This is a genomic window from Streptomyces sp. 840.1, from assembly GCF_003751445.1.
In the GTDB taxonomy this organism is placed as follows: Bacteria; Actinomycetota; Actinomycetes; order Streptomycetales; family Streptomycetaceae; genus Streptomyces.
Window position 1 is genome coordinate 4,097,610 of the sequence record NZ_RJUU01000001.1, and the last position, 23,551, is coordinate 4,121,160.

A 23,551-nucleotide genomic window follows, 5' to 3' on the forward strand; every position below is an offset into this window, starting at 1 on the left:
TCTCCTCGGGTGCGGGGTGGGGTGGGATGCTGGCGACGTGCCCGACCGGATAGCCCCCGGTCGGGCACGTCGCGGTCACGGGTTGGTGGCGGCTTCGGCGGTGGCGGCGTCGGCGATGACCTGCAGCCGGGCAATCAGCGCGGGCAGCTCGGCAAGCGGGAGGCTGCTGCCGTTCGGGTCGGTGCGGAAGTACAGGCCCGGGGTGCCGTCGTCGAAGCGGGCGGTGCTGATCAGCAGTCGGTCGCCGTCGACATCGGTGTGCTTGAACGCGGAGTCGTGGGGGACGGCGCCCACGGGGGCCGGGCTGAGGATGGTGACGATCTCGGTGTGCGTCATCAGGTGCTCCTGGTGGTCTGGGTCGCGCGCCATGTGGCGGTGCGGGTCTGGTGGACGTCGGACCGGCGGGGCCGGGTCCCGGAGTGGCTGGTGCACAGCTGGCCGGGCTGGGAACCGCACGACGGGCACGGGACGGCGAGGGCCGGGAGACGGGCGGCGGTGGGCTGGTCGGTCATCAGAGGCTCCAGAGGGTGGGTTGCAGGTGGGCGAGCGGGAGTTCGGTCTGCCCGGGTACGTGGTCGGCCGGCGGCGGGGTGGGGATGCGGGCGGCTGTGCGGCCCGTGGAGGCTCTGCGGCAGACGGGGCCGACACCAGCGGCTCGGGACCGCTCGGTGCGGAGGAGGCGACCGCAGACACGGCAGCACCGGGTTACGCGGCGGCCCCGGCTGCGTCGGTGCGGGAGGGGTGAGGCTGGCCGAGGCGGTGGCGGCGGCCGCCCTTCCCCGGCCGGGTGCACGACTCCTTCGCCGCGGCCCGGCATGTCTCGACCGGACACGGGACGGCGAGCGCGTCGGGTCGGCCGGCCCGAATTGCGGTGGCACGGGCGGCGGCGGCCGGGCGGCAGTCGGCGAGCGCGTCGCGGACGGACGTGGGCAGGTAGTCCCCGAGAGCGGCCAGGCGGCGGGTGACTTCCTCGGCCGCGGGCCCGGACGTGATCGCGGCGAGCGGGGTGGGTGCCTGCTGGCCGAGAGCTACGGCCTGGCGTTCGACGGCGAGGGCGTGCCGGTATCCGGCTTCGTCGTCGGGGTCGAGTTCGGGGTGTTCGGTGGGTTCGAACGTGCCGGTGTGCCGGGTGAGGCGGTCGCGGACGGTGGCGGCCCACCGGGTCGCGATGTTCGCGGGGAGGATCGGCCACTGTGAGGTGGCGTAGTGCTGGTGCACGGCGGTGACGGCGTACTCGTACGGGACGTCGGCGAGGATGCCCGCCCACATGAGGATCTGGGCGCGCTGCTCGGTCGGGTCGTCGCGGCGGATGCGCGGGTCAGCGAGCGCGATCTGAGCGATCAGCTGCGGAATCTGGTCGGGGTTCACTGCTGTCCTCCTGCGCGGAGTTCGTCGGCGATGGCGGCCATCGATTCGAGGTATGAGGTGGTCTTGCTGGGTGGGCCCGCGGTGAGGGAGCGGGGGCCGGTGTACTGCGGGGCGTCCTGAAGGCCGGTCCAGCCGGCGAGGAAGTACCGGGCGCTGTAAGGGGTGTTCTTGGCGGCGGTCCAGGCGCGGGCGGCGTGGTCGACGAGGGCGGGGACTCCGACGCGGCGGACGGCGTCGCGGAGGGCGAGCCAGTCGGCGGGTTGGAAGGACCAGCTGACGTTCATCTGGCGGGCGGCCATGGCGTCGATGAGGGGTTGGACTTCTCCTCGTCCGCTCGTCGTTGCCAGGGCGGTGTCGGGCGTGTCCGACGAGGGGGTAGGGGGAGGAGGTACTTCCGTAGGAAGTACCTGGCTAGGCGTGGATGTGGCTTGGGCAAGCGCAGCACCGTCAGCGGGCGTGCGGTGTGACAGGCCCCTCTGACCTGCTACGGAGCCTGAAAAAGCGGGTGCATTCCGAACCGGATTCGGTTCGTTTTCGGCACCGTTTGTATCCTGAATGTTGTTCGATTCCGTACCGGAAACGGTGCGCTTTCGACTCTCGCGGCTCTTCGCGGCCCTCTCCGCAGCACCCTTCTTGTTCGCCTCGTGCTGGGCCCGGGTGGTGTTGCGGCCGCCCTCGAAGAAGTCGTGAATCATGTAGCCGCCGGCGGGCTGCGGGCACCGGGTGCAGTCGTGTCCGGCGCCGTGCCACAGACCGGCATCGATCAGCTTCTGCACCTGGGCCGGTGTGCCCTTGAAGGGCTTCACGATGTCCTTCGGGACGAACCCTTCGAGGAGGTGCTGAGCGGAGTACGAGCCGCACCGCAGCCAGAGACCGAGCGCAGCGTTCCCGGCCCGCATGAACTTCGGGTGCGAGTGCGCGGCGTCATCGATCTTGAACCAGGGCATGTGCGGCTTCTTCCGGTCGTGGTGGTGCGGGTGGTGGCCCGGGGCGCGGCGGCCCCGGGCCGGGCGGGTCAGGCGGAGGCGAGCGCCGCAGTGTCCTGGGGAGCCCTGAGCTCCCGGGCGTAGGCGGCGCGGGCCTCGCGACACTCCTCGCACGGCTCTTCGCCGCGGCGCTTGTGGGCCTGCCACGCACCCGGGGTGCCATGCCGCTGCCGGCGGCCGACGGCGTCGAGGAGGTGGCCGGGGGTGATGCAGCCCGGGTGTCCGCACTCGACGGTCACCGGGCCGTCCGGTGCTTTGCCGTGGGTGACGTGCCAGGCCAGTTGGGCGGGCGTGTAGCAGTCGCCGTTGATGGTGATGGGGCTGGAACCGGTCCAGTCGGTGTGGCCGCCGGTGGCGGGCACGGAGCGTTCCGCGAGGACGCTGGCGAGGGTGCGCGGCTGGTGGGCGGTTGCCCCGCCGGTGGTCTTGCGGCGGTGGATGCGGCGCCGCTCCCGCTCGTCGAGGCCGCCCCACACCCCGGAGTCCTGCCGGGTCTCCAGCGCCCAGGACAGGCACTGGTCCATGACGGGGCAGGCGTGGCAGATCCGCTTGGCGTCGGCGGTCTGCTGCTGTGCGGCCGGGTACTCGCCGACGGCGAAGAAGATTTCCGGGTCGGGGGCGGTGCGGCATGCTGCGTCCGCGTGCCAGGTGGTGGGCTTCACTGGTCCCCCTTGTGGGTGTGGCAGTCGGTGCACTCCCAGCCGTGGCCGGCGGGGGTGTGGCGGCGGGTGAGGTGGGCGCACGCGGTGGTTTCACAGACCAGCCAGCGGGCGCCGTCGAGGACGCCGTGCGGGGTGAACGTCGCGGTGGCGGCCGGGGCCGGGCGGCGGCGCAGGAAGGCGAGCAGCTTCACGGCTTCACCACCGCCGTCGGGCGGGGCTTGTCGGAGCGGCGCTCCTGCCAGTGCACGCCGAGGTGCAGCGCCGGATCGTCGAGGCCGACCGCCGTGTCGTACGCGGCCTGCAGCAGGGCGAGGCGGCCGACGAGGCGCGCCTCGTGGTCCCGGTAGCGGGCGCAGGCGCGGAGGGCTCGGTGGAGGCGGGCCACCGTCCGGGCCTGCCCGATGACGGCGAGGACGTGCGCGCGGGACCGGTCCTCGTCGCGGCCGGTGAGGCGGTCGGCCAGCTGGGCGTTGTGCCGGGAGCTGTACCGCAGTCCGCGCGCTTCGTCCTCGAGCTCGGCGATACGGGCGGCCCGGCCCGCGGCCAGCTGCTCCAGCTCGGTGATGCGGCGCTGCTTCCGTCCGAACATCACGCCTCCTCGTCGTCGTTGAGGAGCGACGGCACGAGTTCCATGCCCTGCCAGTTGTCGACGCCCGCCGCTTCCATGGCGCTGAGCAAGGCGTCCCGCTTCTCCAACGTGGCCAGACGGGCGTGAAGGCCGGCATCGGATGCGACGCCCGTACCGGGCAGCGACAGGTGTCCGAGTGCTCCGGACCGCCAGGCTTCAGCGATCAACTCGGCCCCGTCCTTCGTCGGCCGCACCGAGTGCGTCACCGATCGCGTCGCCCGGATCTCGACCCCCGGCACCGCTTCCACCACCCCCGTCTCCTTGTCGGACACCTCGGCCGTGCCAGCTGCGGTCATCTCAGCGAGGAGCCCGGTTGCGTACGCGGGCCGGACCTCGGTGACGAGGCGGGTAACGGCGTTGTGCGGGGAGTTGACCTGCACCCACTTCAGGAAGGCGTCCGGGTCGACGATCACGGCGGCGGGCTTCGAGGTGGTGCGGCTGATCGTGGCGACCTTCCTCCCGTTGGGGAGTTCGGCCTCTACGCGGGAGGCGCCGGAGTCGGTGAGGGCTTTCTGCATGTCGGCCTTCACGACCTTCAGGCGGTCGAGGATGGTGTCGGCGAGGGTCTTCAGCGCGGCCTCTTCGAGGGCCAGTTGCTGCATGTCGTTCATGGGATGCTCCTTGGTGGGGCGCCGCAGGTTCGGGCCGCGGCGCCCCCGGTAGCGGGTGTCAGGCGGCGGGGCGGATCTGTGCGGCGAGCGCCCGGATCGCGTCGGTGGGGGCGTCGGCGAGGGGCATGCCGAGGGCCTGCACGACGCCGGTGTCGAAGTCCTCCAGCTGTGCGGCCTGGGCGGCGGCGCGGAGTTCGGCGACGGCGTCGGCGTAGTCGTCCTCGGGGGTGGGGACGACCTCGCCGTCCACCACCTCGTCGTCCGTTGGGCCGGTGCGGTAGCCGTCGTCGGCGGCAGCCGGTTCGAGGGTCGGCTCGGGCGTGGGTGCCGGGTTGCGGTGGGCCAGGGCCTTCCCGACCTCAGCGATCTGCGCCAGGTACTCCGGCACGGCCCCGTCCTGCGCGGCCTCGCGGTAGATCCGGCGCACCTCGTCGGCGTCGGCCGCGCCGTACGCCTCGTGGAGATAGTCACGGCCTTGCGCGGCGGTCTGCGGCGTGGCCCACGGGTCGCCCTCGCCCGGCTTCACCCTCCGCAGGTGCCGCTCGTCCGCCGGGTTGTCCGCCTGCGCCATCTCCTCAGCCGTATACACCCCGGCCAAGTCGTGCGGGAACGCCATCCTCAGCGCGAGCGCCTCGGCGCACTTCGCCGTCATCGTCGTGGGCATCTTCACCCACAGTCCCGACGGCTCCCCGCCCTTCTTCGTCTGGACGTACTCCGAGTACCGGGCCACAGCGGAGAACCGCATCCCGTTCCGGATCACCGTCACCTTCGCGGCGGCCGGCGGCTTGTCGTCCAACCACACGTCCCGCCACTTCCCGGACGGGTCGCACCACAGGGTGTCGTCGTAGCCGAGGGCGTGCCCGGCGTCGGCCGCCGCGCGGTGCGCGATGACTCGGTAGCCGTCGATGCTGGTCTGCGGGGTGTACACCTTGCGCTGCTGCTGCCCGTTCCACCGGCCGATGAGGTAGATCTGCCGGGAGAAGGGGTCCAGGCGGGTGCGCTGGCACAGGTGGAGGAACGCGGACAGTTCGGCGGGGGCCACCTGGTTGTCGATGCCGGACTGCTGGAGGACCGCAGCCTGGTCCGGAGTCCATGCGGTCTGCTCGGGGCGGATGGCGAGGCTGCCGCCCCCCGTCGTGGCGATGTCGGTCGTGGTCATGCGATGGCTCCGATCAGGGCGGACCCGCCCTCGTACAGGCCCCACCACAGGCCGCCAGCAGCGGCAAGGAGGATGGGTGCGGTGATGGCGCAGGACATGCCGGCGGCGGGCTCCTGATCGAAGGAGCGGCGGTCGGCAACCTCGCGGGCGCTGCGGCCCATGCCGTCCTGGCGGGGGCGGCGCCACGTCCCCGCGAACGTGCTGTCGCGGTCAGCCACGGGGCACCACCCGGTTGAGGTGGTAGATGCGGCGGCCGGGGTCGGTGTCGTCGAGGACGAGCAGCCCCTGTCGGGCCAGCAGCGCAAGGTCGTTCTTCGAGGTCCGCCGGTATGGGGCCGCGTAGCCGTGCGCCCGGTACAGCTGCTGCACCATGCGGGTCGTCCACACCCCGTCGTAGTCCCGGACCGCGCGACGCAGCAGAGCCAGACGATCAGCGGCGCTCACACGGCACCGCCCGTCGCGGCGCGGCCGTCGAACTTGGCCAGGTCCCAGTCGTCCACGTGGTAGGCGTACGGCTCCCACTCGCCCCGCCAGTGCCGCCAGCCCAGGGCAGTCAGTTCGCCGTTATCCGGGTGGGTGGTGACCGTGTCGCAGCGGAACCGCCACTCGGGGTCCGTGTCCGAGTACGTGTAGCCGGGCTGGAAGAAGTCCGGTGCAAGGAGCGGCTGCTGGCCGGTCAGACTGCGCAGGTACTCCAGCGCACCCCTGTCGCCGTCGTCGAACTCGTCGGCGCGCGTAGCCATCTGGTCAGCGGCCAGCTTCAGCGCGAACGTGAGGAGCTGTCGCTCCATGGCGTTGAGCTCAACGGTCGGCACGAGCCACCCAGCAACCTTCGCCCGGGTCTCTGCGTCCAGCAGCAGCGCCACCGGACGGCCGTCGGCGGCGATGCAACCGACCGTGAGCAGCTGCTCGTCCTCCGGGGCGGGCTCCATCGCCACGTCGAACCGAGACACGACCAGCGGATCGGCGACAGGTTCGCCGGTGGCGTCGATGTCGACGTCGTCGTCGTACCCGGCGACCTCCCAACGCACCGCCTGGCGGTTCCACACCACGGACCACGTGCGGTGGTCGGTGAGGGTCCCGTCGAGGTCGATGCCGACGGGCATCCCGGCGGTCTCGGCGGCGTTCAGGGCGTCGGCAATGGCCACCCAGTACTGGCGCTCGGTGCGCGGGATGAAGGTCTGGTCAGCGGGCATTGGTGCCTCCGAGGGTGAGCATCAGGAGCGCGGCAGTGGTGAGGGGCAGGGTGCGAACCCAGGCCGGGAGGACGTGCTCCGGCATGTCCGCATCCACCAGAGCGAGGAAGGGCACGAGGCTCGCCGCGTACAGGGCGACCGAGCCACACGCGAAGCGGAGAACCGTCACGACGTCACCGCCAGCACCGAGCACCCGCAGGTGTGCGGGCAGCGGCCGCAGTCCTCGCACACCTGGTGCGGGCAGTGGCCACAGGCGAGCAGCCGGGACAACGGCGTGGTGCAGTCGTGCGCGGTGGTCGTCTCGGGTCGGTCGCGCTCGATGCGGCGCGCCTGCTCCTCGGTCAACACCGGGCGCTCGTCCGCGAGGTGCTCCAGCACGTGGTCCAGCGGGTCCAGCAGGTGCCGCTGCTCCGCACGGGCACCGATCCGGGACAGCGTGGCCTCAAGCTCGGCAATCCGTCGGGCCAACGTCCGGTTGTCGTTCTCGGTCTGAAGCCGCTCCAGATCCGCCCGCTCCACCCGGAGCAGCAATTCCTCGTTCGTCGCGAAGACAGAGTTCCGCTGGTCCCGGAAGGCGTCCCGCTGCCGCAGCAACTCCAGCTGCTCGGCCGCCGACTCCGGGGACTGGAGCAGGCCCGCCGCCTCCAACGCCGCCGCGATCCCCGTCGCGGTCTGCCGCGTCTTCATCGCCGCGAACACCACACCCGCAGCAGCCGACACCCGGCGCGCGTTCACAGGGCCACCGCCGCAGCGTCAGCCGCCGCGTACAGCACCGCGCACGCCGACTCCGTCGTACGCCCCTCGACGTCGCCCCAGCCGTCGACGTGGTCCTCCAGACCGAACAGGTCCAGGTGCTCAGGCCCCTCGCCGTCCACCGTCAGGCGGAACGCCAGCTCCATCAGCCCCTCGTCCGCGAGGAGCGAGTAGGCCCGGGGGTCGCCGGTCGCCGCGCACCGCAGCGCAGCCACGATCGACAGCGGCCGGGCGGTGTGCGGGGTGTGCACGTCGGACAGTGCGTCGGGGAAGTAGTCGCCCTGGTGCAGGCCGTTCGCGGCGAGGACGCGGGCCGCGGCACGGAACAGGCCGGGCAGCGTGGTCGGGCGGGGCGGGGTGATGTCCACGTGGACGGTGCGCCGGTGACCGGCTGGCAAGTCCGTGGGGCGGATAAGATTCACAATCACGGTGTCCTCGATTTCTGAAGGGGTTGAGGGGCCGTTGAGGCGTCGGGCCCGGCATGGCTCGGCGCCTCGTGGTGTGTCTGGGGTCAGGCGGGGACGGCGACAAGCGAGGACTCCGCGTCCTGCGCGGCCATCCACTCGCGGACCTCGCCGATGTCGAACCGACGCTGACGGCCGGCGAACGGCTCGGTGGGCATCCCCTGCTTGATCCACTGGAGGATCTGCCAGTCGGAGACGCCGTAGTACGTCTCGATCTCGCGCTGGCTCAGGAGAGGTACGAGTCCGGCGGGGAGGGCGGTGAGGCGCTCACTCTTCTTCGGCATCGGAGGTTGACCTTTCTACTGTCGCGGTCGAATGTGGGGGCATGCTGAACAGCGCGTGCATCCGGGCGTCGAGCCCTTCGGTGATGAGCCACGCTGTGTGCAGTTCGCATCGATCTCGCGCGGTGCGGCCCCGGCCGGTGAGCCGGCCGATCGTGGCCGGGCTGACTCCGCGCCCCTCCGGATCGACCGTCTTGGTCTTCTCGGCGAGCTCGTCGAGGGTCAGTTCCTGCCGCTTCATCTCGTCGCGGAGTGGCTGGCCTTCGCCCTTGCGGAGCAGCTTTGGCATGGGTACCTCGTGCTGGTTGATGCGGGTGAGCCCCTCGGTGCGAGGTGCTGCGACAATTCTACAGTCGCTGTCGCAGTCGTGTCAACGAGAACTGCCGAGAATCTCCGAGCGGCTGCGTAACTCGAATGTGTGTTCTATGGTGTTGTCATATGCCAGTGCGCGGGCGCGTGACGGGGAGGTTACGCGCTGCACCAATACGCGCCATGCTTCTACTTTTACTTGCGAAAAGTAGAGGTCACGGGCAATCTTGGGGCCGTGGACAACGAGGATGCGACCCCCACCGAAGACCTCGCGCAGCTGCTTGCACGCCTGAAGGGCGAGTATGGCGTGAACGACAGCCAGATCGCGGCGGCTATCGGTGTGTCCGTCTCCACCGTCAATACCTGGGTGCACCGCAAACGAACGCCGCGCGCCGAGGCTCTTCACAAGCTCGCATCCCGGTACCCCAAGTTCAGTGCGGACCGCGTTTTCGCCGCAGCCGGCCGCAAGGTCCCCGGACCCTTGGCGCCCGAGGCGGAAGAACGTCTACTCGAACTCTTCCGTGGCCTCACTGCTGAGCAGCAGGAGTTGCAGGAGATCCAACTTCGTGCGCTGAACGAGCACAACCGTTCCGCCCTGTCGTGAGTCTCAGCTAAATGGACCCCGTCACTCCACGTGTCTGACTGGTCGTCAACACGCGTAACGGTAGTCGCATATTCCACCAGTTGGGGGTACGGTCGTTCGCACGGCCGATGCCCTCCCCTCATCGACCGCAGGTTCCTGTTCCGCCTGCGTACACGGGGGTCCGCATGTGCATTCGCGTCCGCTTCGCTCCGATCGGCTCGGCTCCGGTGTTCGACCCGGCCACCCAGACGATCGCCCTTCCGCCCGGCCTTGACCGCTCGCACACTGTCACCGCAGTGAGAGCCGTTCTCGCCGAACTCGCCATCCCCCAGCCCCAGTTCGGTGCACTCTGCTACTGCGGGGCATCGCTCGACCTGAGCCCCCGCATCCCCCAGCAGCGGACAGGAGAGCAGGCGGTGACCCATGGCGCGTAGAGCGACCAACAACCCGAGACAGATGCGCAGCAAGACGTGCGGCTGCACCGAGTGCATCGAGGCGTACCCCGAGGCGGACCACGGCGAGCGGAAGCGCCGGCGCGACTGCGTCGGCTCGTGGCAGGCCCGCTACCGGGACCCCACCGGAAAGCAGAAGGCCAAGAACTTCCCGAAGAAGGCGGACGCCGACGCGTTTCTCGACAAAGTCCGTACCGACGTACGGGAACGCCGCTACCGGGACCCGGCCCGCGGGAAGATCCGGCTCAACACCTGGTGGAACACCTTCTGGGAGGTCGAGGCGAAGAAGGGCCGCATCACCACCAACAACCGCAAGCTCGGAATCTGGCGGAAATACATCCAGCCGAAGTGGGGCGGGTACCGCCTCATTGACGTGGAGTACATGGAGCTCCAGCGGTGGCTGAGCAGCGAAGTTCCGGGATTCGACAGCCAGAAGAAGGCGAAGGAGCTACTCATCGCCCTGCTTGAGGAAGCCGTCCGAGACGGTGAGCGGATCTCCGTGAACCCCGCGGCCAAGCTGCAAGTCACGGCCACCCGGAACAAGCGGCACCCGGAAGAGCTGAAGCCGCCCACCACAGCGCAGTACGACCTCATCCACGCCGCGCTGCCGGCGTACTACCAGGCGATCCTCCGAGACTTCGCACACGAGACGGGCATGCGCCCCGGCGAGTATGCCGGCCTGCGCGACTACTGCATCGATGATGAGGAGCGGGTCGCGCACATCAAGGAGATTCTCGTCCCCGACGGCGGTCGCCTTGTCCGGCAGCCGGCCCCGAAGACCGACGCCGGTTTCCGGAGCGTCCCCCTAACCGATCGGGCGTGGGGCGCGGTGCAGGTCATGAGAGCGAAGTGGAAGCCGGCCCGGACCCGGTCGGCGATCGGCGACGGGTACGACCTTCGCGTCGAGGAGCTGTTGCTTCGGGGCCCCCGGGGCGCCGCGCTGAACATCAACAACCTCAGGCGCCCGTGGCGCCAGGCGTGCGATCAGGCGGGTGTGTCCCGGAAGGTGGTGCGGCCGGACGGGAAGACCGACTGGTGGCCGGACATCTACCACTACCGCGACAGGGTGACCAGCAAGCTGCATCAGGCAGGAGTGCCGGAGGCCGACGCTCAGGCCATGTTGGGTCACGACCGCGCGGGCAAGGTGACCTGGGTGTACACGCATGAGAGCGAGGGTGCTCGGGAGGTCGTGCGGGCGGCGCTGACCGGTCGTAGTGGACTCCGGGTCGTTCCGGACCAGGAATCGGCGTGAGTCCACTAGGAGTCCACAAACCCCCCTCGGGGGGTCTCGGAATCTCTCGGGGTTTCCTGGCTCTCGGGGCGCGAGGGTCGCTTTCGGCGCCAGGGAGGTCTCGGAACTTCTCGGAATCTCCGAGGCCGCAGGACAGAAGCCCTTACAAAGCAGATGTCGGCGGTTCGAAACCGTCCGCGCCCACCAGTAGGACACACGGAAAAGGCCCAGGTCACCGGCGGTAAGCCGAGAGCCTGGGCCTTGTTCGTCCGCGATTCCGGCGGGGGAGAGGCGTCGTGCCACTTACGTGCCAGATGGTTCGTCGGGCTCTGCCGGCCGGACCTTTCTGATCTGCTCATCGACGTGAGCGGCGATCGCATGATCGCGGCCGTTCACCAGGTGCTGGTAGATCAGCGCGGCACGCACAGACGAGTGGCCCATCCGCTGCATCAATTCTCGTGTGGTCGCACCGCCGGTCGCGGCGAGGGTGTTTCCGGTGTGGCGCAGATCGTGGAAGTGAACGTCTCCCAGACCAGTCGTCACCAGGGCTCGCAGCCATAGACGACGGAAGTTGTTCCGGCGGAGCTGCCCGCCCCTTGCTCCCGTGAACACCAGCCCGGTGCGACCCGGCTCGGCGTAGACATCGAGGTGAGCAGCCAGGCTCTCCGTCAGCGAGGCAGGGAAGGCGACGGTACGCACACCTGCCGCGCTCTTGGGTGCCTTGACCAGGATGCCGTCCGAGCGGGTCTCGGCCAGGGCACGCCTCACGGCGACGGTTCGCCGTTCGAGGTCGATGTCATGGCGCTGGAGCGCGGCGAGCTCCCCGAAGCGGAGGCCGGTGAAGGCCGCCAGGAGGATGAAAACCCGGAAACGCGCAGGCACGGCGTCGGCGAGCTGGAAGACCTCCGTGACATCGAGGAACGGCCGTTCGGCTGTCTTCGCTGCCCCAGCGCCCTTGATACGGCAGGGGTTCCGCTGGATCAACTCGTCGTCGACTGCGGTGTTCATGATGGCGCGGAGGATCTGGTACGCCTTGGCGACCGTCGGTTCACCGACACCGGACTCCAGGAGGCCGGCACGCCAGCGGCGGATCTGCGGTGTGGTGATCTCGCTCAGGACCACGTTCGCGAAGGTAGGCAGGACGTGGAGACGTAGCGCGCTGCCGTTGCGCTCGCGGGTGGTCGCCGCGTAGTTGCGCTCCTTGAACCAGGCGTCGGCGTAGACCCCGAAGAGGACCTTGTCGTCCGGGTTCTTCCACCGGCCGTCGAGGATCTCCGCTTCCTTGCGGACGAGCCACCGATCAGCGTCGGTCTGAGTGGGGAAGGTCGCCGGAGCCGAACGCAGCAGACCATCCGGGCCGGGATACCGGGCCTGAAAGCGGCCGGACGGCAGCTTGCGGACCGAACCGAAGCGGCGGCGTTTGCCCTTCTGGTTCGCCATCACGCCACCGCCCCGAAGCGCCGCAGACTCGTGACGATCGGCTGGACGGTGTGGGCCGCTATGAAGTCGGCCAAGGCGTTCTCAGGGATGCGGACATGCCTCCCCACCTTCACGAACACGATCCGCCGTTCGGCGATCAGGCGCCGCGGGAAACGCGCAGTTGTACCGAGGAGTTGAGCGGCCTCCTCCACCGTGAGCAGTCGGTCAGTCATGCGGCCATGTCTCCTTCCAGGGCGAGGGCTTCGCGGGCGGTTTCTCGGTTGTGTTGCAGGTCTTTGGCGATAGAGGCGGCGAGGACGGATTCGCCGGGGCTGTGGCCTTGTCCGGCGTACTGCCAGTCGGTGAGGACGAGGACGGTCGGGTCCTGGTCCGGGTCGGGCAGGCCGAGTTCTTCGCGCTGCTGGGCTGCGCGGTAGTCGGCGCGGATCTGGCGGAGTGCGCCGAGGGTGGTGGAGTAGCGGCGGGACTTGGTGGAGAAGTGGCCGCGGAAGCCGAGCATGTGTGCCCAGGCCCGCAGTCGCCGATCCGGGTAGAGCGGGTCGAGGTCGAAGCAGGCTTCGATGAGGCGGCGCGGGTGGTCGGGTACGTCGAGGAGGGCCAGGGCCTCGCGGTTGCCGATGCGGCGGTCGATGGTGCCGGTCGTTTCGGCGGCTTTGGTCGCGTACTTGGCGACGTAGGAGGCGACAGCCCGTTCGGTGATGTCGGTCCCGGCGTCGAAGGCGCGGATGGGGCGGATGTCGAGCTGGGTGCCCCAGCGCAGTGGGCGGGCGGGTTGGCCGGCGGCGGCCGGGACGGTGATAGTCGTGTACGCGTGCACGGCGGCGGCGCGGATGGAGTCGCTGAGCAGCTGCACGGAAGCCCAGGAGGGCGGCGGGCTGTCGGGTCCGTCGGGGCCGTCGAGGCGAATGACGGCATGGAAGTGGACGGCGCCGCGCTTCTGGAACTCGGCGACCTTGCCGTACGAGACCCGTACCGCTTCTTTGAGTTCGCGTTGGGTGAGGCCGGCGCGGGCGGCGATCTCGCGGCGGAGGCGGTTGGCGAAGCGTTGCCAGAGGTCCCCGGCGTGGTTGTTGAAGAGGACCGCGCCCGCGTAGTCGTACGTGTCGGGGTCGAGCGGGGTGCCGAGGGCATCGTCATCCGGCCTGTGGGTGGTGCCGCAGCGGCAGCGGCCGGAGTCGGGACGGTTGTGGACCGGGCCGAAGGACGGGGCTGTGAGCGTGGCGAAGACGCGGGGATGGTCGCGGACGGTGGCAGGGACGTCTTTGTCCTGGTCGCCCGCGAGTCCGGCGCGGATCAGGTGGTAGGTGTCGGCGGAGTAGGTCCAGGCGCAGGCAGGGCAGCGTGAGGCGCGGCGGTTGCCGCAGGCGATGCGGAGCCGTCCTCCGGGCTCGGTGCTGGTGGAGTAGCGGTGCATGGTCTGGCCGGTGGTCCTGTCCTTGGTGAGGGTCCAGCCGGAGAGGTGGATGGGGTTGGAGCAGCCGCCGGTGCGGCGGATCTGGTCCTGCCAGCGGTCGAAGCCGGTGGACCCGGCCACCTGCAGCAGATCGCCGAGGGTGGCCGGGTCCAGGCTCGCGAGGATCGAGTCCGTCACGCGTGCTCCCGCTGGACAACCGGGGCGCGGGTCGCGGTGCGGGTCGAGCCGGTGCCGCGGCAGAGGTGGCAGGCGACCAGGAGGATGGAGCGGGTGCCGTTGTCGAGGAGCGTGCCGGTGTCGATGGCGACGACGGGGAAGCCGTTGCAGTCCGGGCAGAGACGCGGCGGGGCAGGGCTGTGCTGGGCCATGATGGCGGCCCTTTCGACTGCGGTTGGAAGGCGCCGGACTGTCCGGGCGGCGGCTATGCTTGGCGGCTTGTGCGCCGTCCGGGGTCCGGTCAGCGGTGCTGGTCTGCGGAAGTGATGAGCGAGCGGATGACCAGGGCGCAGATGGCGACGGATGCGCCGGTGATGGCGACCGCGAGGAGCATCGAGACCAGGACCGCGCCGACGACCAGGACGACGGCCGTCCCACCACCCACAAGTCCGACGACGGCGCCGGGCGTGAGCTGGACGGTGGGCCTGGCCGCAGTGGTCGGGACAGCCAGCGGGGCAGGGCTCGGCGGGGTGTGCTGGACCACGGCTGTCGGCTCGACGACGGTCGGTCGGGTGATGAGGCCGGTGGGCTGGGGCATGGTCGGAACCTTGGGCTTGAACATGGTGGATCTCCCTTCGCGGCGGGTGATTACTTGACGGCGGTGTCGATGGCGGGGGCAAGGAGGCTGTCGGCGAGGAGGTAGCCGCCGAGCAGGAGAACGGCGACGAGCCACAGGGGCGGGCGGATGAGCTTGATGCCGAGCCAGCCGACGATGATCAGGGCGAACCAGAGCGGGACATCCACGGGGCCGTTCTCCTATCGGGCGGTGCAGCGGTGGGTGCGGGCAGCCAGCTGGGCGGCGCTCTGGCTGGAGTAGTCGGCGGACCAGCCGCAGCGGTCGGCGCTGCAGACGGCGGCGTGCTTGGTCTGGCCGCGGTGGTCGCGGTGGGAGCCGATCTGCACGGGGCCGATCCGCATCACGGAGTGGAAGTGGTCACGAGCGGGCATGGCGGTGGTTCTCCCGTCAGGTCAGGCGAGTTGGGCGGCGATGGTCTCGGCGAGCTGTGGCGGGACGCCGAGCCGGGCGCGCAAGGTGTCGGTGTCGATCGGGGCGCCGGTGCGGGCGTGGTGGTCGGCGGCGAGCTTGCGGGCGTGGTCGACCAGCGCGGCCGGGACCGGCGGACCGGCGGGGGTGAGTGCCGGGGTGTTCTCGGCAGCGGCGGCGATCGGCTCGGGCTCGGGCGCCGGATCGGGGGCGGATTCCCGCTCGACTTCTGTCGCGGAATGCGGGACTGCGGGTGCCGGCGGAACGGGCTCCGGCTCCTCGGCGGAGTGCGAGTGGGCAAGGAGGGTGCCGCCGAGGAAGGCGAGCGCGGGCCATCCCGCGATGCCGAACCGCAGCCAGGCCGGCGGGTGGGTGAGGTCGAGGAATCCGGCGGTCGCGACGTTGGCACCCAGCGAGGCGAACAGCGCGATGAGGAACCAGCACCAGGCCAGCCGGGACGGGCCCTCGCTGCGCAGGCGTCGCCACGCGGCGACCAAGAGCAGGTCCACCGAGATCGGGTAGGCCCAGGCCTTCCAGCCGTCCTGCCCAGCGGCGTCGGCGAGGTCGTGCAGGTGGGCGAAGGACAGGGCACCGGCGATGACGGCCTGGACCAGGACGGCGTCCACGCGGAAGGCGGGGCGGGCCATCAGACGCCCCCGGGGTGGTCGGTGTCGCCGATGGGGTCGTAGCCGGGCGGGAACATCCCCGGCGGAGGCTCCGGAAGCGACACGGCCAGGGACGGACCAATGGAGTCGATGAACGTGTCGTCGGCACCCGGCATTTCGGCGTACAGGGCCAGAGCGCCGAGCATCAGGACGGTGCGGTGGAAGTCCTCGATGTGCTCACACATGGGAGTCGGTCTCCCTTCCTTCAGGCATGGAGCGGGTAGGGACCTGGCGCGATGCGGTCGCGCCGACCGGGGGTGCGGGAGGACTCAGGCCGTGGCGGGGGTGGCCTTGGCGAGCGGCTCGGAGGCCGGGGCCAGGGAACCGACCATGGGGCGGAAGGCCGCGAGGACGGGCAGGGCCGGGGTGCGGTCGGCGTGCCGGTTGCAGATGTTCACGGCCTGGCGCAGCGAGGTGTGCGGGGCGCGGATGCGGGCCCAGCCGCCGGAGGAGTCGCCGGTGACGGCGATGCCGGGTGTCTCGGTGGGGATCTGGATTGCGGCCAGGACGGCGTCCGGGGCTATGTCGCCGAAGGCCATGTTGGCGGAGGACTCGTCATTGACGCGGTGGGCGGTGCGGCCGGTGAGCTGGGCGCGGAGCATGGTGATGCCCTTGCCGAGTTCGGAGCCGAAGCGCTGTCCGCAGATCTCCAGGTAGATCCCGGCAGCGCGGCCGAGCTGGGCGAGGCGGACCAGGGCGGTGATGATCCGGTCGCGGCGCTTCTCTTCGTCCTTGGACGCGAACAGGGCGAGTTCGGCGACCTCGTCCACCAGGACCACGATTGGCACCGGGCGCAGGTGTTCGGGCAGGTCCCAGATGTCAGCGGCTATTGCCGCGTCCGGCACGTTCACCGTGATCCGCTGTTCAGCCCGGATCAGTTGGTAGACGTTCTCCATGTGTGTGACGAGAGCTTCGAGGAGCTCAAGGGCGGTGTCAGGGTTGTCGGCAAGGGCGCTGAACCTGCGTGCTAGCGGGAAGAGTTCGACCCCTTGCTTGCAGTCGATTCCGACCAGTGCGACGTCCATGGGCGCGAGGCCGGCCACCAGGTTGCGCTGGTAGACGGACTTCCCCGACTCGGTGGCGCCGAGGGTGAGCCCGTGCGGAACGCTGCGGTAGTCGCGGTAGTGGACGGCCCCGTCCTCGCGCAGGGCGACCGGAACCCGCATAGGTGCAGGATCGGTCTTGGCTGGCATCTGCACCCGCTTGAGCACGTCGTATCCGGTCATCCGCACTTCGACGACGCCGGAGCGCAGTTCGCGAGAGGTCACGCCGTACATGCCGAAGGAGTGGCGCAGCCGGTCCGAGGCGGCGGAGACGTCGAACGCGTCCTGTCCGGGGCGGAGCTTGAGGCGTAGCACCAGGCCGGTGCGTGTGGGGTGGACGCGCAGGATGCGCGGGGCGCGGGACTCCGGCACAGGCCGGTTCGCGATCCGGGCAAGGGCCAGACGCCAGCGGGAGGGCGGGACGGTCAGCCCGCACGCGTCCATCACGGAGACGTAGCGGACCAAGACCCGTAGAGCGGCTAAGACAGCGCCGAAGGCCAGCCAGTACCAGGCGGGGCGCCGCCACCGCAGGATCACTGCGGCAGCGACAACCAGCACCAGGGCGACCGTGAAGCCGGTCATGATCAGGCCGCCTTCGACTGCGATGCAGCGGCGGCGAGCGAGGTGACAGCGACCGCGCGGAACGCGATCCCGTGTTTCTTCTGTCCGTTGAACTCGTTCTCCCACGCCGAAGCGACCAGGCCGGTCAGCGCGACCGGGGTGCCCATGGCCAGGTCCTCGGAGACGCCGGGCTGGGGAACGGTGAGCTTGAGGATCTCCACCTCATCCGGCGTGGAGAACATGACCTCCACCGTCATCAGCGTCACGCCGTCCTTGTCCAGCGCGATCTCACCGGTACGGCGGTCCTTGACCTTCGGCTGAGGGGCCTTGGCGACCATCACGGTCGCGTTCGTGGTGTCGACGGGAATCTGACGCACAGCAGATCACTCCTCTGTAGGTGCTGAACTCCATCACTCATGTATATGAGTAACATGAAGAAGAGTGCATCACTCCTGTACATGAGTCAACCCGCTACGAAGAGGAAATCGCAGCGGGCTGGGGTGAGTTGAGCGGACGTCAGTCGGTGGCAGGGATCCTGTAGCTGAAGACGAACTGGTCAGCGGCCATGAGGGTGTCGCAGACCTCGACCACACGACCCTCCTCGGTCACGGCATCTCGGATGAGGTGAATGACCGGGGCGCCGGGGCTCAGCGCGAGTTCGGAGGACTCCGCCTTCGAGGCCGGCCGCGCCTGGAGGGTCTCGACGAACTCCGCGAAGACATGGCCGTCGTCTTCAAGCCGGGCGTAGATCCCACCGGGCCCGGGGTTCTCGGAGAACAGCTCCGGGATGTCCTTCACAACGCCCCACGGTAGGTAGGACGTTGCAGTCTCGACCGGAGTGCCGTTGCGGAAGTAGAGGCGGCGGCGGGCCAGCACCTTGGCTCCGGGGTCCACACCGAGACGTTCCGCGATGTCAGCGGGTGCATCGGCTGGGCCGATGAACAGCACGCTCACCTTGGCGGTCGCGCCGGCCTGCTCCGACTCCGCCAGGTACGCGGCCTTGCCACCCTTGCGATGCGAGCGCCGGAACCGATCGGAAGACCGATGACGCACCGGGGGTCGGGCCTTCACCAAAGACCCCTTGCCATGCCGGGTCTCCACCAGGCCGCTCGCACGGACCTCCACCATGGCCTTACGGATCGTCCCGCCGGAGACGCCGTAGCGGTCCACCAGCTCGGACTCACTGGGCACCATGTCGCCAGGCTTGAGGACACCGGCCCGGATCTGCTGAACGATCTCCTCGGCGATCTGAACGTACCGAGGTACGGCCCTGTCACCTCCTACTGCTGTTCCCATCGACCTACTCACTCTCCTATGCTCCTGTACATGAGTAACAGCGCCCAGGAAGCTCCGTCAACGCCGAAGCACAGTGTGTCCGTGGCGGGGGCTGTCGTGCGCGAGGACGGCCGGCTCCTAGCGATCTGCCGAGCGGACAACGGGACATGGGAACTGCCGGGCGGAGTCCTGGAGTTGGACGAGTCCCCGCAGCAGGGCGTCAGCCGCGAGGTCTGGGAAGAGACCGGCATCCGCGTCGAGGTCGACGAGCTCACGGGCGTCTACAAGAACACGACCCGGGGCATCGTTGCCATGGTCTTCCGGTGCAAGCCCTCCGGGGGCACCGAGCGCACATCAACCGAATCAACCGCGGTCGACTGGCTCACCCCGGAGCAGATCACCGAGCGCATGTCCGAGGTCTACGCAATCCGCCTGCTCGATGCCCTGGACGGGGCCGGCCCGCACGTGCGGAGCCACGACGGCCATCGGCTGAACAAGACACAGTGACGGCTCCAGGCCCTCACGAGAGGATGAGCCGTGGCGAAGCTCTACCCCTCGTCCAGCGCCTCCTGGGCGGCGACATTGCCAGCGAAGCGGAAGGCGACGAGATCCTGGACGCCCTGCACCGCGGACTCGCATGCCCCCACATCAGCGAGTACATCTACTGGGACTTCGATCCCGACCTAAGCGCGGACAGGGTCATCGATCGAGCGTTGGCCTACAAGCCGTTCGCACTCTGACCAAAGCAGCGCGGTAAGACTTTCTCTACTTCATCAAGACCCGCGCACGGCGCGGGCGCGCGCCGCCTCAGCGGCGCGGCCTGCCTCCTGTCTCCGCCCCGGCTGGCCGCGCCCGGCGGCGCGCTAGCGAGCTGCGGGCATGAAGCGGGAGACACCCTCTGTGGCTGGGGCGGCCGGCTCCACGGCTTTAGGCAGCCACTTTGGGGCGAGCCTCTAAGATCATGGCCCCAACGTCGTGCTTCAACGGGCAGGTCCACAGACTGCCCGACTCGCCGGGAGCTTAAGGGGCCATGATCACTCGCCCCAAAGCAGCTCCAGCCCAAAGCCGCTCCACCGACCTTGCATTGAGGCGGGCCGTAGCGGGGCCTCATCCCTGGGGCCAGCGGTGCACACTTGGTTCGGGATCTTGTCGCAAAGAGGCCACCTGTCGTCGCCCTCCGTGACAAACTGCCCCATCGGAAACCCTAGTTATCCGCCTACCGACCCTCTCTGGGTCACGGCTGCGCCAAGTGCGACCTCGCACGGACTCAGGTGTATGTCAGGAGCGATCGTGAGCGTAGTGCAGCCACCACAGCCTCAAAAACAGGCGCAGCCGCCCACCGTAACCAGGGTGGAGGTCAAAAACTTTCGCCTTCTGCGGAACGTGAGCGTCACCTTCGATGAAGACGTAACCGTATGCGTGGGCAGGAACAACACAGGCAAAACTTCCCTCGCTGAGGTACTCAGCAGATTCTTGCGCCCAGGCGATCTGAGCCTGAGGCTGGAGGATTTCTCTGCAGAGTCGTACTTCGAATTCGCCGACGCATATCGCAAATTCTCCGCTGACGACGAGGCCGGCGCCAGGAAACTTCTACCTGAGATTTCGGTAAAGATTCTTCTTGAATACGATAGCGAATTGGGGGAGTACGGTAATCTAGGCCCCCTCATCGTCGACCTTGACCCGGATTGCACTCAGGCCATCGTCACCGTGCGATACGCGCTCAAACCCGGATCGATGAGGGACTTCTTTCGCGATGCGCCAGAAACGCTGACAGGAGAATGGGGAGAGTCCCTCCTGCTATCCCTTGTTGGTCCTCGAATTCCGCACCTCTACGAACGCATCGTGCTCGCCATCGATCCGACCGATGATTCCAATTTTCGGGAAATTTCGATGACAGACGTCGCAAAAGCGATCAAGGTGGATTTCGTTAAGGCGCAGCGCGGATTGGACGATGAAAAGGATCGCCCTAAAGACCAGATCGGCAAAATCCTTGAGTCTCTATTCATGGTAGCTGCCAAAGCCGACGATGGATCCATCCTTAAGGAATTTGCCGACGGCACAGAAAAGGCCTTGGAGGAAATTGTCGAGAGGCTAAATGCGCATTTGCAGGAGATGTACAGAAAAATGGCTCCGACCGTCTCTGAATTCGGGTATCCAGGGCTAGGGAATAGAGATTTCTCGACACGAACCACGCTGGATTCGAAACGCCTACTGTCGAACTTCACCAGCATCAACTACCCGGGGTCGGCTGGTGTGGAGCTGCCCGAGTCCTACAGTGGTCTTGGCTCACGGAACCTCCTGCTAATTCTCCTGACCCTTTTCAGCTACTATCGTGAATACTCGGCTCAGGGAAATAGGCCGTCCGTTCATTTGGTCTTCATCGAGGAACCCGAAGCGCACCTCCACCCCCAAATGCAAGAAATATTCATTCACCAACTGGGAGTGTTCAAGGAGAAGTTCCCTGGCACCGACGGTCAAGGGGAAATCTGGAACGCACAGTTCCTGGTGACGACCCATTCTGCGCACATTGCCAACCGAGCTGGCTTTTCCGCAATTCGATATTTCCGGTTGGCCGAAGGCGCCGCCCAACACGAGGCCATTAGCTCAACGGTCCTGAACCTTGCCGAGGCCCCAGGAGTTGACAAGGAGTTCTTGCATAAATATCTAACACTTACTCGCGCTGACCTATTTTTCGCGGACAAGGCCATCCTCATTGAAGGCACCACGGAGCGTATCTTCATTCCTGCGGCGATTGCCGCATTCGACGAGAGTAGGCAGAGGGAGGGCGGAGCTGGTCTTTCGAGTCAATACGTGAGCGTCATGGAAGTGGGTGGTGCGCACGCACACATCTTCTACCCGTTTCTTGACTTTCTTGGATTGCAGACTCTAGTCATTACTGACTTGGACCCGGCGAAAATGGGGTCTAAGTCGAAGCGTCTAGAAGCTTGCTGTGTTCATGATGGAACAGCGACGACCAACCAAGCCATCAAGAAATGGTTCGGAGACAAAGAACTGTCACCAGCCGATCTGCTAAAGGATGCCCAACACGGCATTCCAGTATCCGGCAGGCGAGGTCTCGCCTATCAAATTCCGGAGAGCAACATCTCTGACCCGTGTGGGCGTACATTTGAGGACGCATTCATCCTTGCCAACCCAGAATTGTTCGACCTAAGTGACAGCGGAAATAGAGCAACTGGTCAGCGAGAGCTTGATGCTAGAGAGGAGGCAAAGAAGTACAAGAAGAGTGATTTCGCTCTAACCTTCGCCATCGAGCAGCAGGAATGGAGGATTCCGCGTTACATCGCGCGAGGACTCGATTGGCTTCTCGACCAAACGCCGCCGGTAGAGGGTGGTGAGGGGACGCTACCCGATAGCCAGAACCCTTCGAGCGGCCAGGTGGTTGTGCGATGAGCCAAACGGGTGCCCGGGTCGGAACCGCCGAGGAGGAAAGCCGAGATACGCTGGGTAAAATCCTTGCCGCGCTGAGTGACGGGCAAAATTTCAAAATGGAGGCCGGCGCGGGAGCGGGAAAAACACACTCTCTAATTGACACCCTTCAGCATATTCTGCGAGTTCGGGCTAGATACCTTCCGCGCGAAGGGCAGCGCGTCGCCTGTATCACGTACACGAACGTTGCTCGAAACGAGATCATACGTCGCACCGACGATAGTCCTCACATCTTCGCCGAGACCATTCATGGATTTCTTTGGGAAGCCCTCTCTCCATTCAGAAAGTCTCTGCTGCGCGAAGTGCACAAGCTGCCTGGTTGGGGTTCACTCTTGGAAGACCAGGATTCCTTGGAGGACTTCAGCGTATCCTACGATCTCGGCTTTCGCGGAATCCACGAAAACGGCATTCGACTTCATCACGATGACATTCCCGCGCTGGCTATCAAGCTTTTCCCTAACCTGAAGTTTCGGAGACTCATAGCCGACAGGTTTCCAATCATCCTCGTTGACGCATATCAGGATACTCCCTCGGGCTTGGCTGAAGCGATGATTGGAGACGCTTCAAACTCGCGGTCTGGATCGGCTTACGGTTTTTTCGGTGACCATTGGCAGCAGATCTATGACAAGACTTGCGGCTCTATCGATGATCTACCGGTGAAACTGATCCAGAAACGCGCAAACTGGAGATCGAGTCAGGCTGTCGTCCACCTCCTTAATGGCATGCGCCCAGAATTGCCTCAAGCTGCTGTAAGCAACGCCCACATCGGAGCTGTAACCGTCTACCATACAAACAGCTGGGCGGGGACTCGGGGCACTCACTCAAAGAAGGGGCAGATTCCGGACGACGTCCTGAAGGCAACCCTTCGCTGGACCGTTGAAGATGCGCAACGCCGGCAGCAAAGAGATGGTGCGGAGCGTGATTCAAAAGTGCTTATGCTAACTCACTCCTCTATTGCTTCTGAATTGGGATTTGCCAATATCAACCGCTCATTCCGCCGCAACGAGGACTTCGTGCGAAAGAACGATGACGTCGTGGCCTTTCTGCTGGATGTCATTGAGCCCTGCTGCGACTACTTCGATAACAAGCAATACGGCCCAATGTTCGACCTGCTGAAGCGGTCCCGACCACGCATGACGAGACGCAGCGACAAGACTGCGTGGACGGGCCTATTTGGCACGATCAATTCAGCCCGGAGCACGGGAACTGTCGGAGATGTCATGGACATTCTCTTGGAACAGAATTGCTTCGCTCTCCCACAAGCGGTTACTAACAGACATCGCAAGTGGGAGCTTGCTTGCAAGGATTTGGAGGACGGCGAGGGGATTGTCGAACCGCGAAGTCTGGCGAACTACGAAAAGTTTAGGAGCGTCAGCTATCGCGAGGTCCTGGCACTGCGCGAGTACGTTGAAGAGAACACTCCCTTTTCAACTCAGCACGGTGTCAAGGGGGCTGAATACCCTCATGTACTAGCCGTATTTGGCGGCGGTTGGACTCAGTACAATTTTCCAGAGATGCTGGCAAATTTCACCCAACGAGACTCCCTGAGTCCGGGGAGCAGGAAGCGGTTTGAAAAGTCGCGCAACCTATTTTACGTAGCATGCTCACGAGCTAAAGAGGACCTAGTCCTATTGTTTACGACTGAGTTGTCCGACGATGCTCTGGAGACACTCAAGGCGTGGGTAGGCGACGCCAACATTAGAGATATTCAATATTCTCCAGAAGGAGCCCCCCTTAGCTCTCGGCGAGGACTTTCCCCTGATGCGGCAAGCACATAAAGTCAAAAATTTCGGCACATTCTCTTAATATCCGTGTGTGCTTG

At 67.0% G+C, this 23,551-nt stretch carries 35 protein-coding genes and 1 pseudogene; 6 read left to right on the top strand and 30 right to left on the bottom strand.

What is annotated here, in order from left to right:
- Positions 1 to 75: 75 nt before the first annotated feature.
- The 18 genes and pseudogenes from EDD93_RS18675 to EDD93_RS18745 form a co-directional block, all read right to left on the bottom strand.
- Positions 76 to 336: a hypothetical protein gene (locus EDD93_RS18675; RefSeq protein ID WP_260255773.1), complete on the bottom strand. Its 261-nt coding sequence runs from the start codon at positions 334 to 336 to the stop codon at positions 76 to 78.
- Positions 336 to 512, bottom strand: coding sequence for a hypothetical protein (locus EDD93_RS39625; protein ID WP_185092367.1), 177 nt, complete (start codon positions 510 to 512; stop codon positions 336 to 338). The genes EDD93_RS18675 and EDD93_RS39625 overlap by 1 nt, the downstream gene beginning before the upstream one ends.
- The gene (locus EDD93_RS40815; RefSeq protein ID WP_398904093.1) at positions 512 to 817 is read right to left on the bottom strand and encodes a DUF6011 domain-containing protein; all 306 of its coding nucleotides are present in this window, start codon (positions 815 to 817) and stop codon (positions 512 to 514) included. Before EDD93_RS40815 ends, EDD93_RS39625 begins: the two co-directional genes overlap by 1 nt.
- Positions 706 to 1,368, bottom strand: a complete 663-nt coding sequence (locus EDD93_RS18680) for a hypothetical protein (protein WP_123526216.1) — start codon at positions 1,366 to 1,368, stop codon at positions 706 to 708. Before EDD93_RS18680 ends, EDD93_RS40815 begins: the two co-directional genes overlap by 112 nt.
- Positions 1,365 to 2,315, bottom strand: coding sequence for a hypothetical protein (locus EDD93_RS39420; RefSeq protein ID WP_148083880.1), 951 nt, complete (start codon positions 2,313 to 2,315; stop codon positions 1,365 to 1,367). Before EDD93_RS39420 ends, EDD93_RS18680 begins: the two co-directional genes overlap by 4 nt.
- Positions 2,316 to 2,782: 467 nt before the next feature.
- Positions 2,783 to 3,016: pseudogene (locus tag EDD93_RS39630) on the bottom strand (WhiB family transcriptional regulator); the annotation flags it as partial.
- Positions 3,013 to 3,207: a hypothetical protein gene (locus EDD93_RS18695; RefSeq protein ID WP_123526219.1), complete on the bottom strand. Its 195-nt coding sequence runs from the start codon at positions 3,205 to 3,207 to the stop codon at positions 3,013 to 3,015. The gene EDD93_RS18695 and the pseudogene EDD93_RS39630, both read right to left, overlap by 4 nt.
- Positions 3,204 to 3,605 carry a hypothetical protein gene (locus tag EDD93_RS18700; RefSeq protein ID WP_123526220.1) on the bottom strand — a complete coding sequence of 134 codons (402 nt, stop codon included), beginning with the start codon at positions 3,603 to 3,605 and terminating at the stop codon, positions 3,204 to 3,206. The genes EDD93_RS18695 and EDD93_RS18700 overlap by 4 nt, the downstream gene beginning before the upstream one ends.
- On the bottom strand, positions 3,605 to 4,255 hold the full coding sequence (locus tag EDD93_RS18705; protein ID WP_123526221.1) for a hypothetical protein: 651 nt from the start codon (positions 4,253 to 4,255) through the stop codon (positions 3,605 to 3,607). The genes EDD93_RS18700 and EDD93_RS18705 overlap by 1 nt, the downstream gene beginning before the upstream one ends.
- Positions 4,256 to 4,313: 58 nt before the next feature.
- Positions 4,314 to 5,414, bottom strand: coding sequence for a phage recombination protein Bet (bet, locus tag EDD93_RS18710; protein WP_123526222.1), 1,101 nt, complete (start codon positions 5,412 to 5,414; stop codon positions 4,314 to 4,316).
- The gene (locus tag EDD93_RS18715; RefSeq protein WP_123526223.1) at positions 5,411 to 5,632 is read right to left on the bottom strand and encodes a hypothetical protein; all 222 of its coding nucleotides are present in this window, start codon (positions 5,630 to 5,632) and stop codon (positions 5,411 to 5,413) included. Before EDD93_RS18715 ends, bet begins: the two co-directional genes overlap by 4 nt.
- Positions 5,625 to 5,858: a hypothetical protein gene (locus EDD93_RS39425; protein WP_148083881.1), complete on the bottom strand. Its 234-nt coding sequence runs from the start codon at positions 5,856 to 5,858 to the stop codon at positions 5,625 to 5,627. Before EDD93_RS39425 ends, EDD93_RS18715 begins: the two co-directional genes overlap by 8 nt.
- Positions 5,855 to 6,610 carry a hypothetical protein gene (locus EDD93_RS18720; RefSeq protein WP_123526224.1) on the bottom strand — a complete coding sequence of 252 codons (756 nt, stop codon included), beginning with the start codon at positions 6,608 to 6,610 and terminating at the stop codon, positions 5,855 to 5,857. Before EDD93_RS18720 ends, EDD93_RS39425 begins: the two co-directional genes overlap by 4 nt.
- Positions 6,600 to 6,779 (bottom strand): hypothetical protein, encoded by a 180-nt coding sequence (locus EDD93_RS18725; RefSeq protein ID WP_123526225.1) that lies wholly within the window; start codon positions 6,777 to 6,779, stop codon positions 6,600 to 6,602. The genes EDD93_RS18720 and EDD93_RS18725 overlap by 11 nt, the downstream gene beginning before the upstream one ends.
- The gene (locus EDD93_RS18730) at positions 6,776 to 7,297 is read right to left on the bottom strand and encodes a hypothetical protein (RefSeq protein WP_148083882.1); all 522 of its coding nucleotides are present in this window, start codon (positions 7,295 to 7,297) and stop codon (positions 6,776 to 6,778) included. The genes EDD93_RS18725 and EDD93_RS18730 overlap by 4 nt, the downstream gene beginning before the upstream one ends.
- Positions 7,298 to 7,341: 44 nt before the next feature.
- Positions 7,342 to 7,731 (bottom strand): hypothetical protein, encoded by a 390-nt coding sequence (locus EDD93_RS18735; RefSeq protein WP_260255774.1) that lies wholly within the window; start codon positions 7,729 to 7,731, stop codon positions 7,342 to 7,344.
- Between the two features lie 143 nt (positions 7,732 to 7,874).
- A complete protein-coding gene (locus EDD93_RS18740) occupies positions 7,875 to 8,111 on the bottom strand; it encodes an AlpA family transcriptional regulator (protein WP_123526227.1) in 237 nt (78 codons plus the stop codon).
- Entirely contained in the window at positions 8,095 to 8,397 is a 303-nt protein-coding gene (locus EDD93_RS18745; protein ID WP_123526228.1) for an XRE family transcriptional regulator, read from the bottom strand. Before EDD93_RS18745 ends, EDD93_RS18740 begins: the two co-directional genes overlap by 17 nt.
- 255 nt (positions 8,398 to 8,652) lie before the next feature.
- On the opposite strand from EDD93_RS18745, the gene EDD93_RS18750 reads away from it, so the two are divergent.
- The 3 genes from EDD93_RS18750 to EDD93_RS18760 all read left to right on the top strand — a co-directional run bounded on the left by EDD93_RS18750 (position 8,653) and on the right by EDD93_RS18760 (position 10,704).
- Positions 8,653 to 9,021, top strand: coding sequence for a helix-turn-helix domain-containing protein (locus EDD93_RS18750; RefSeq protein ID WP_123526229.1), 369 nt, complete (start codon positions 8,653 to 8,655; stop codon positions 9,019 to 9,021).
- 164 nt (positions 9,022 to 9,185) lie between these two features.
- The gene (locus tag EDD93_RS18755) at positions 9,186 to 9,434 is read left to right on the top strand and encodes a hypothetical protein (protein ID WP_123526230.1); all 249 of its coding nucleotides are present in this window, start codon (positions 9,186 to 9,188) and stop codon (positions 9,432 to 9,434) included.
- A 22-nt stretch (positions 9,435 to 9,456) separates the two neighbouring features.
- Entirely contained in the window at positions 9,457 to 10,704 is a 1,248-nt protein-coding gene (locus EDD93_RS18760; protein ID WP_185092368.1) for a tyrosine-type recombinase/integrase, read from the top strand.
- A gap of 282 nt (positions 10,705 to 10,986) precedes the next feature.
- Here the strand turns inward: EDD93_RS18760 and EDD93_RS18765 are convergent, their stop codons facing one another.
- The 12 genes from EDD93_RS18765 to EDD93_RS18820 form a co-directional block, all read right to left on the bottom strand.
- On the bottom strand, positions 10,987 to 12,123 hold the full coding sequence (locus EDD93_RS18765) for a site-specific integrase (protein ID WP_123526232.1): 1,137 nt from the start codon (positions 12,121 to 12,123) through the stop codon (positions 10,987 to 10,989).
- Positions 12,123 to 12,335 (bottom strand): excisionase family DNA-binding protein, encoded by a 213-nt coding sequence (locus EDD93_RS18770; RefSeq protein WP_123526233.1) that lies wholly within the window; start codon positions 12,333 to 12,335, stop codon positions 12,123 to 12,125. The genes EDD93_RS18765 and EDD93_RS18770 overlap by 1 nt, the downstream gene beginning before the upstream one ends.
- Positions 12,332 to 13,714: a replication initiator protein RepSA gene (gene repSA / locus EDD93_RS18775; protein ID WP_123526234.1), complete on the bottom strand. Its 1,383-nt coding sequence runs from the start codon at positions 13,712 to 13,714 to the stop codon at positions 12,332 to 12,334. The genes EDD93_RS18770 and repSA overlap by 4 nt, the downstream gene beginning before the upstream one ends.
- Positions 13,711 to 13,905 carry a hypothetical protein gene (locus tag EDD93_RS18780; RefSeq protein ID WP_123526235.1) on the bottom strand — a complete coding sequence of 65 codons (195 nt, stop codon included), beginning with the start codon at positions 13,903 to 13,905 and terminating at the stop codon, positions 13,711 to 13,713. The genes repSA and EDD93_RS18780 overlap by 4 nt, the downstream gene beginning before the upstream one ends.
- 89 nt (positions 13,906 to 13,994) lie before the next feature.
- Positions 13,995 to 14,315, bottom strand: a complete 321-nt coding sequence (locus EDD93_RS18785; protein ID WP_123526236.1) for a SpdD-like protein — start codon at positions 14,313 to 14,315, stop codon at positions 13,995 to 13,997.
- Positions 14,316 to 14,341: 26 nt separating this feature from the next.
- Positions 14,342 to 14,497: a hypothetical protein gene (locus EDD93_RS18790; RefSeq protein ID WP_123526237.1), complete on the bottom strand. Its 156-nt coding sequence runs from the start codon at positions 14,495 to 14,497 to the stop codon at positions 14,342 to 14,344.
- Between the two features lie 12 nt (positions 14,498 to 14,509).
- Positions 14,510 to 14,701 (bottom strand): mobile element transfer protein, encoded by a 192-nt coding sequence (locus EDD93_RS18795; protein ID WP_123526238.1) that lies wholly within the window; start codon positions 14,699 to 14,701, stop codon positions 14,510 to 14,512.
- A 21-nt stretch (positions 14,702 to 14,722) separates the two neighbouring features.
- The gene (locus EDD93_RS18800; protein WP_123526239.1) at positions 14,723 to 15,385 is read right to left on the bottom strand and encodes a DUF2637 domain-containing protein; all 663 of its coding nucleotides are present in this window, start codon (positions 15,383 to 15,385) and stop codon (positions 14,723 to 14,725) included.
- Positions 15,385 to 15,588, bottom strand: coding sequence for a hypothetical protein (locus EDD93_RS18805; protein WP_123526240.1), 204 nt, complete (start codon positions 15,586 to 15,588; stop codon positions 15,385 to 15,387). The genes EDD93_RS18800 and EDD93_RS18805 overlap by 1 nt, the downstream gene beginning before the upstream one ends.
- Positions 15,589 to 15,672: 84 nt before the next feature.
- Complete coding sequence (locus tag EDD93_RS18810; protein ID WP_123526241.1) at positions 15,673 to 17,028, bottom strand: FtsK/SpoIIIE domain-containing protein; 1,356 nt, start codon at positions 17,026 to 17,028, stop codon at positions 15,673 to 15,675.
- A 2-nt stretch (positions 17,029 to 17,030) separates the two neighbouring features.
- On the bottom strand, positions 17,031 to 17,384 hold the full coding sequence (locus tag EDD93_RS18815; RefSeq protein ID WP_123526242.1) for a hypothetical protein: 354 nt from the start codon (positions 17,382 to 17,384) through the stop codon (positions 17,031 to 17,033).
- A gap of 139 nt (positions 17,385 to 17,523) precedes the next feature.
- Positions 17,524 to 18,303 (bottom strand): GntR family transcriptional regulator, encoded by a 780-nt coding sequence (locus EDD93_RS18820; RefSeq protein ID WP_123526243.1) that lies wholly within the window; start codon positions 18,301 to 18,303, stop codon positions 17,524 to 17,526.
- Positions 18,304 to 18,321: 18 nt separating this feature from the next.
- On the opposite strand from EDD93_RS18820, the gene EDD93_RS18825 reads away from it, so the two are divergent.
- The 3 genes from EDD93_RS18825 (at position 18,322) to EDD93_RS18840 (ending at position 23,507) form a co-directional block, all read left to right on the top strand.
- Positions 18,322 to 18,789, top strand: coding sequence for an NUDIX hydrolase (locus EDD93_RS18825; protein WP_123526244.1), 468 nt, complete (start codon positions 18,322 to 18,324; stop codon positions 18,787 to 18,789).
- 783 nt (positions 18,790 to 19,572) lie between these two features.
- Positions 19,573 to 21,693 (top strand): ATP-dependent endonuclease, encoded by a 2,121-nt coding sequence (locus tag EDD93_RS18835; protein ID WP_185092369.1) that lies wholly within the window; start codon positions 19,573 to 19,575, stop codon positions 21,691 to 21,693.
- The gene (locus tag EDD93_RS18840; RefSeq protein ID WP_123526247.1) at positions 21,690 to 23,507 is read left to right on the top strand and encodes a UvrD-helicase domain-containing protein; all 1,818 of its coding nucleotides are present in this window, start codon (positions 21,690 to 21,692) and stop codon (positions 23,505 to 23,507) included. The genes EDD93_RS18835 and EDD93_RS18840 overlap by 4 nt, the downstream gene beginning before the upstream one ends.
- The last annotated feature ends 44 nt before the right edge of the window (positions 23,508 to 23,551 follow it).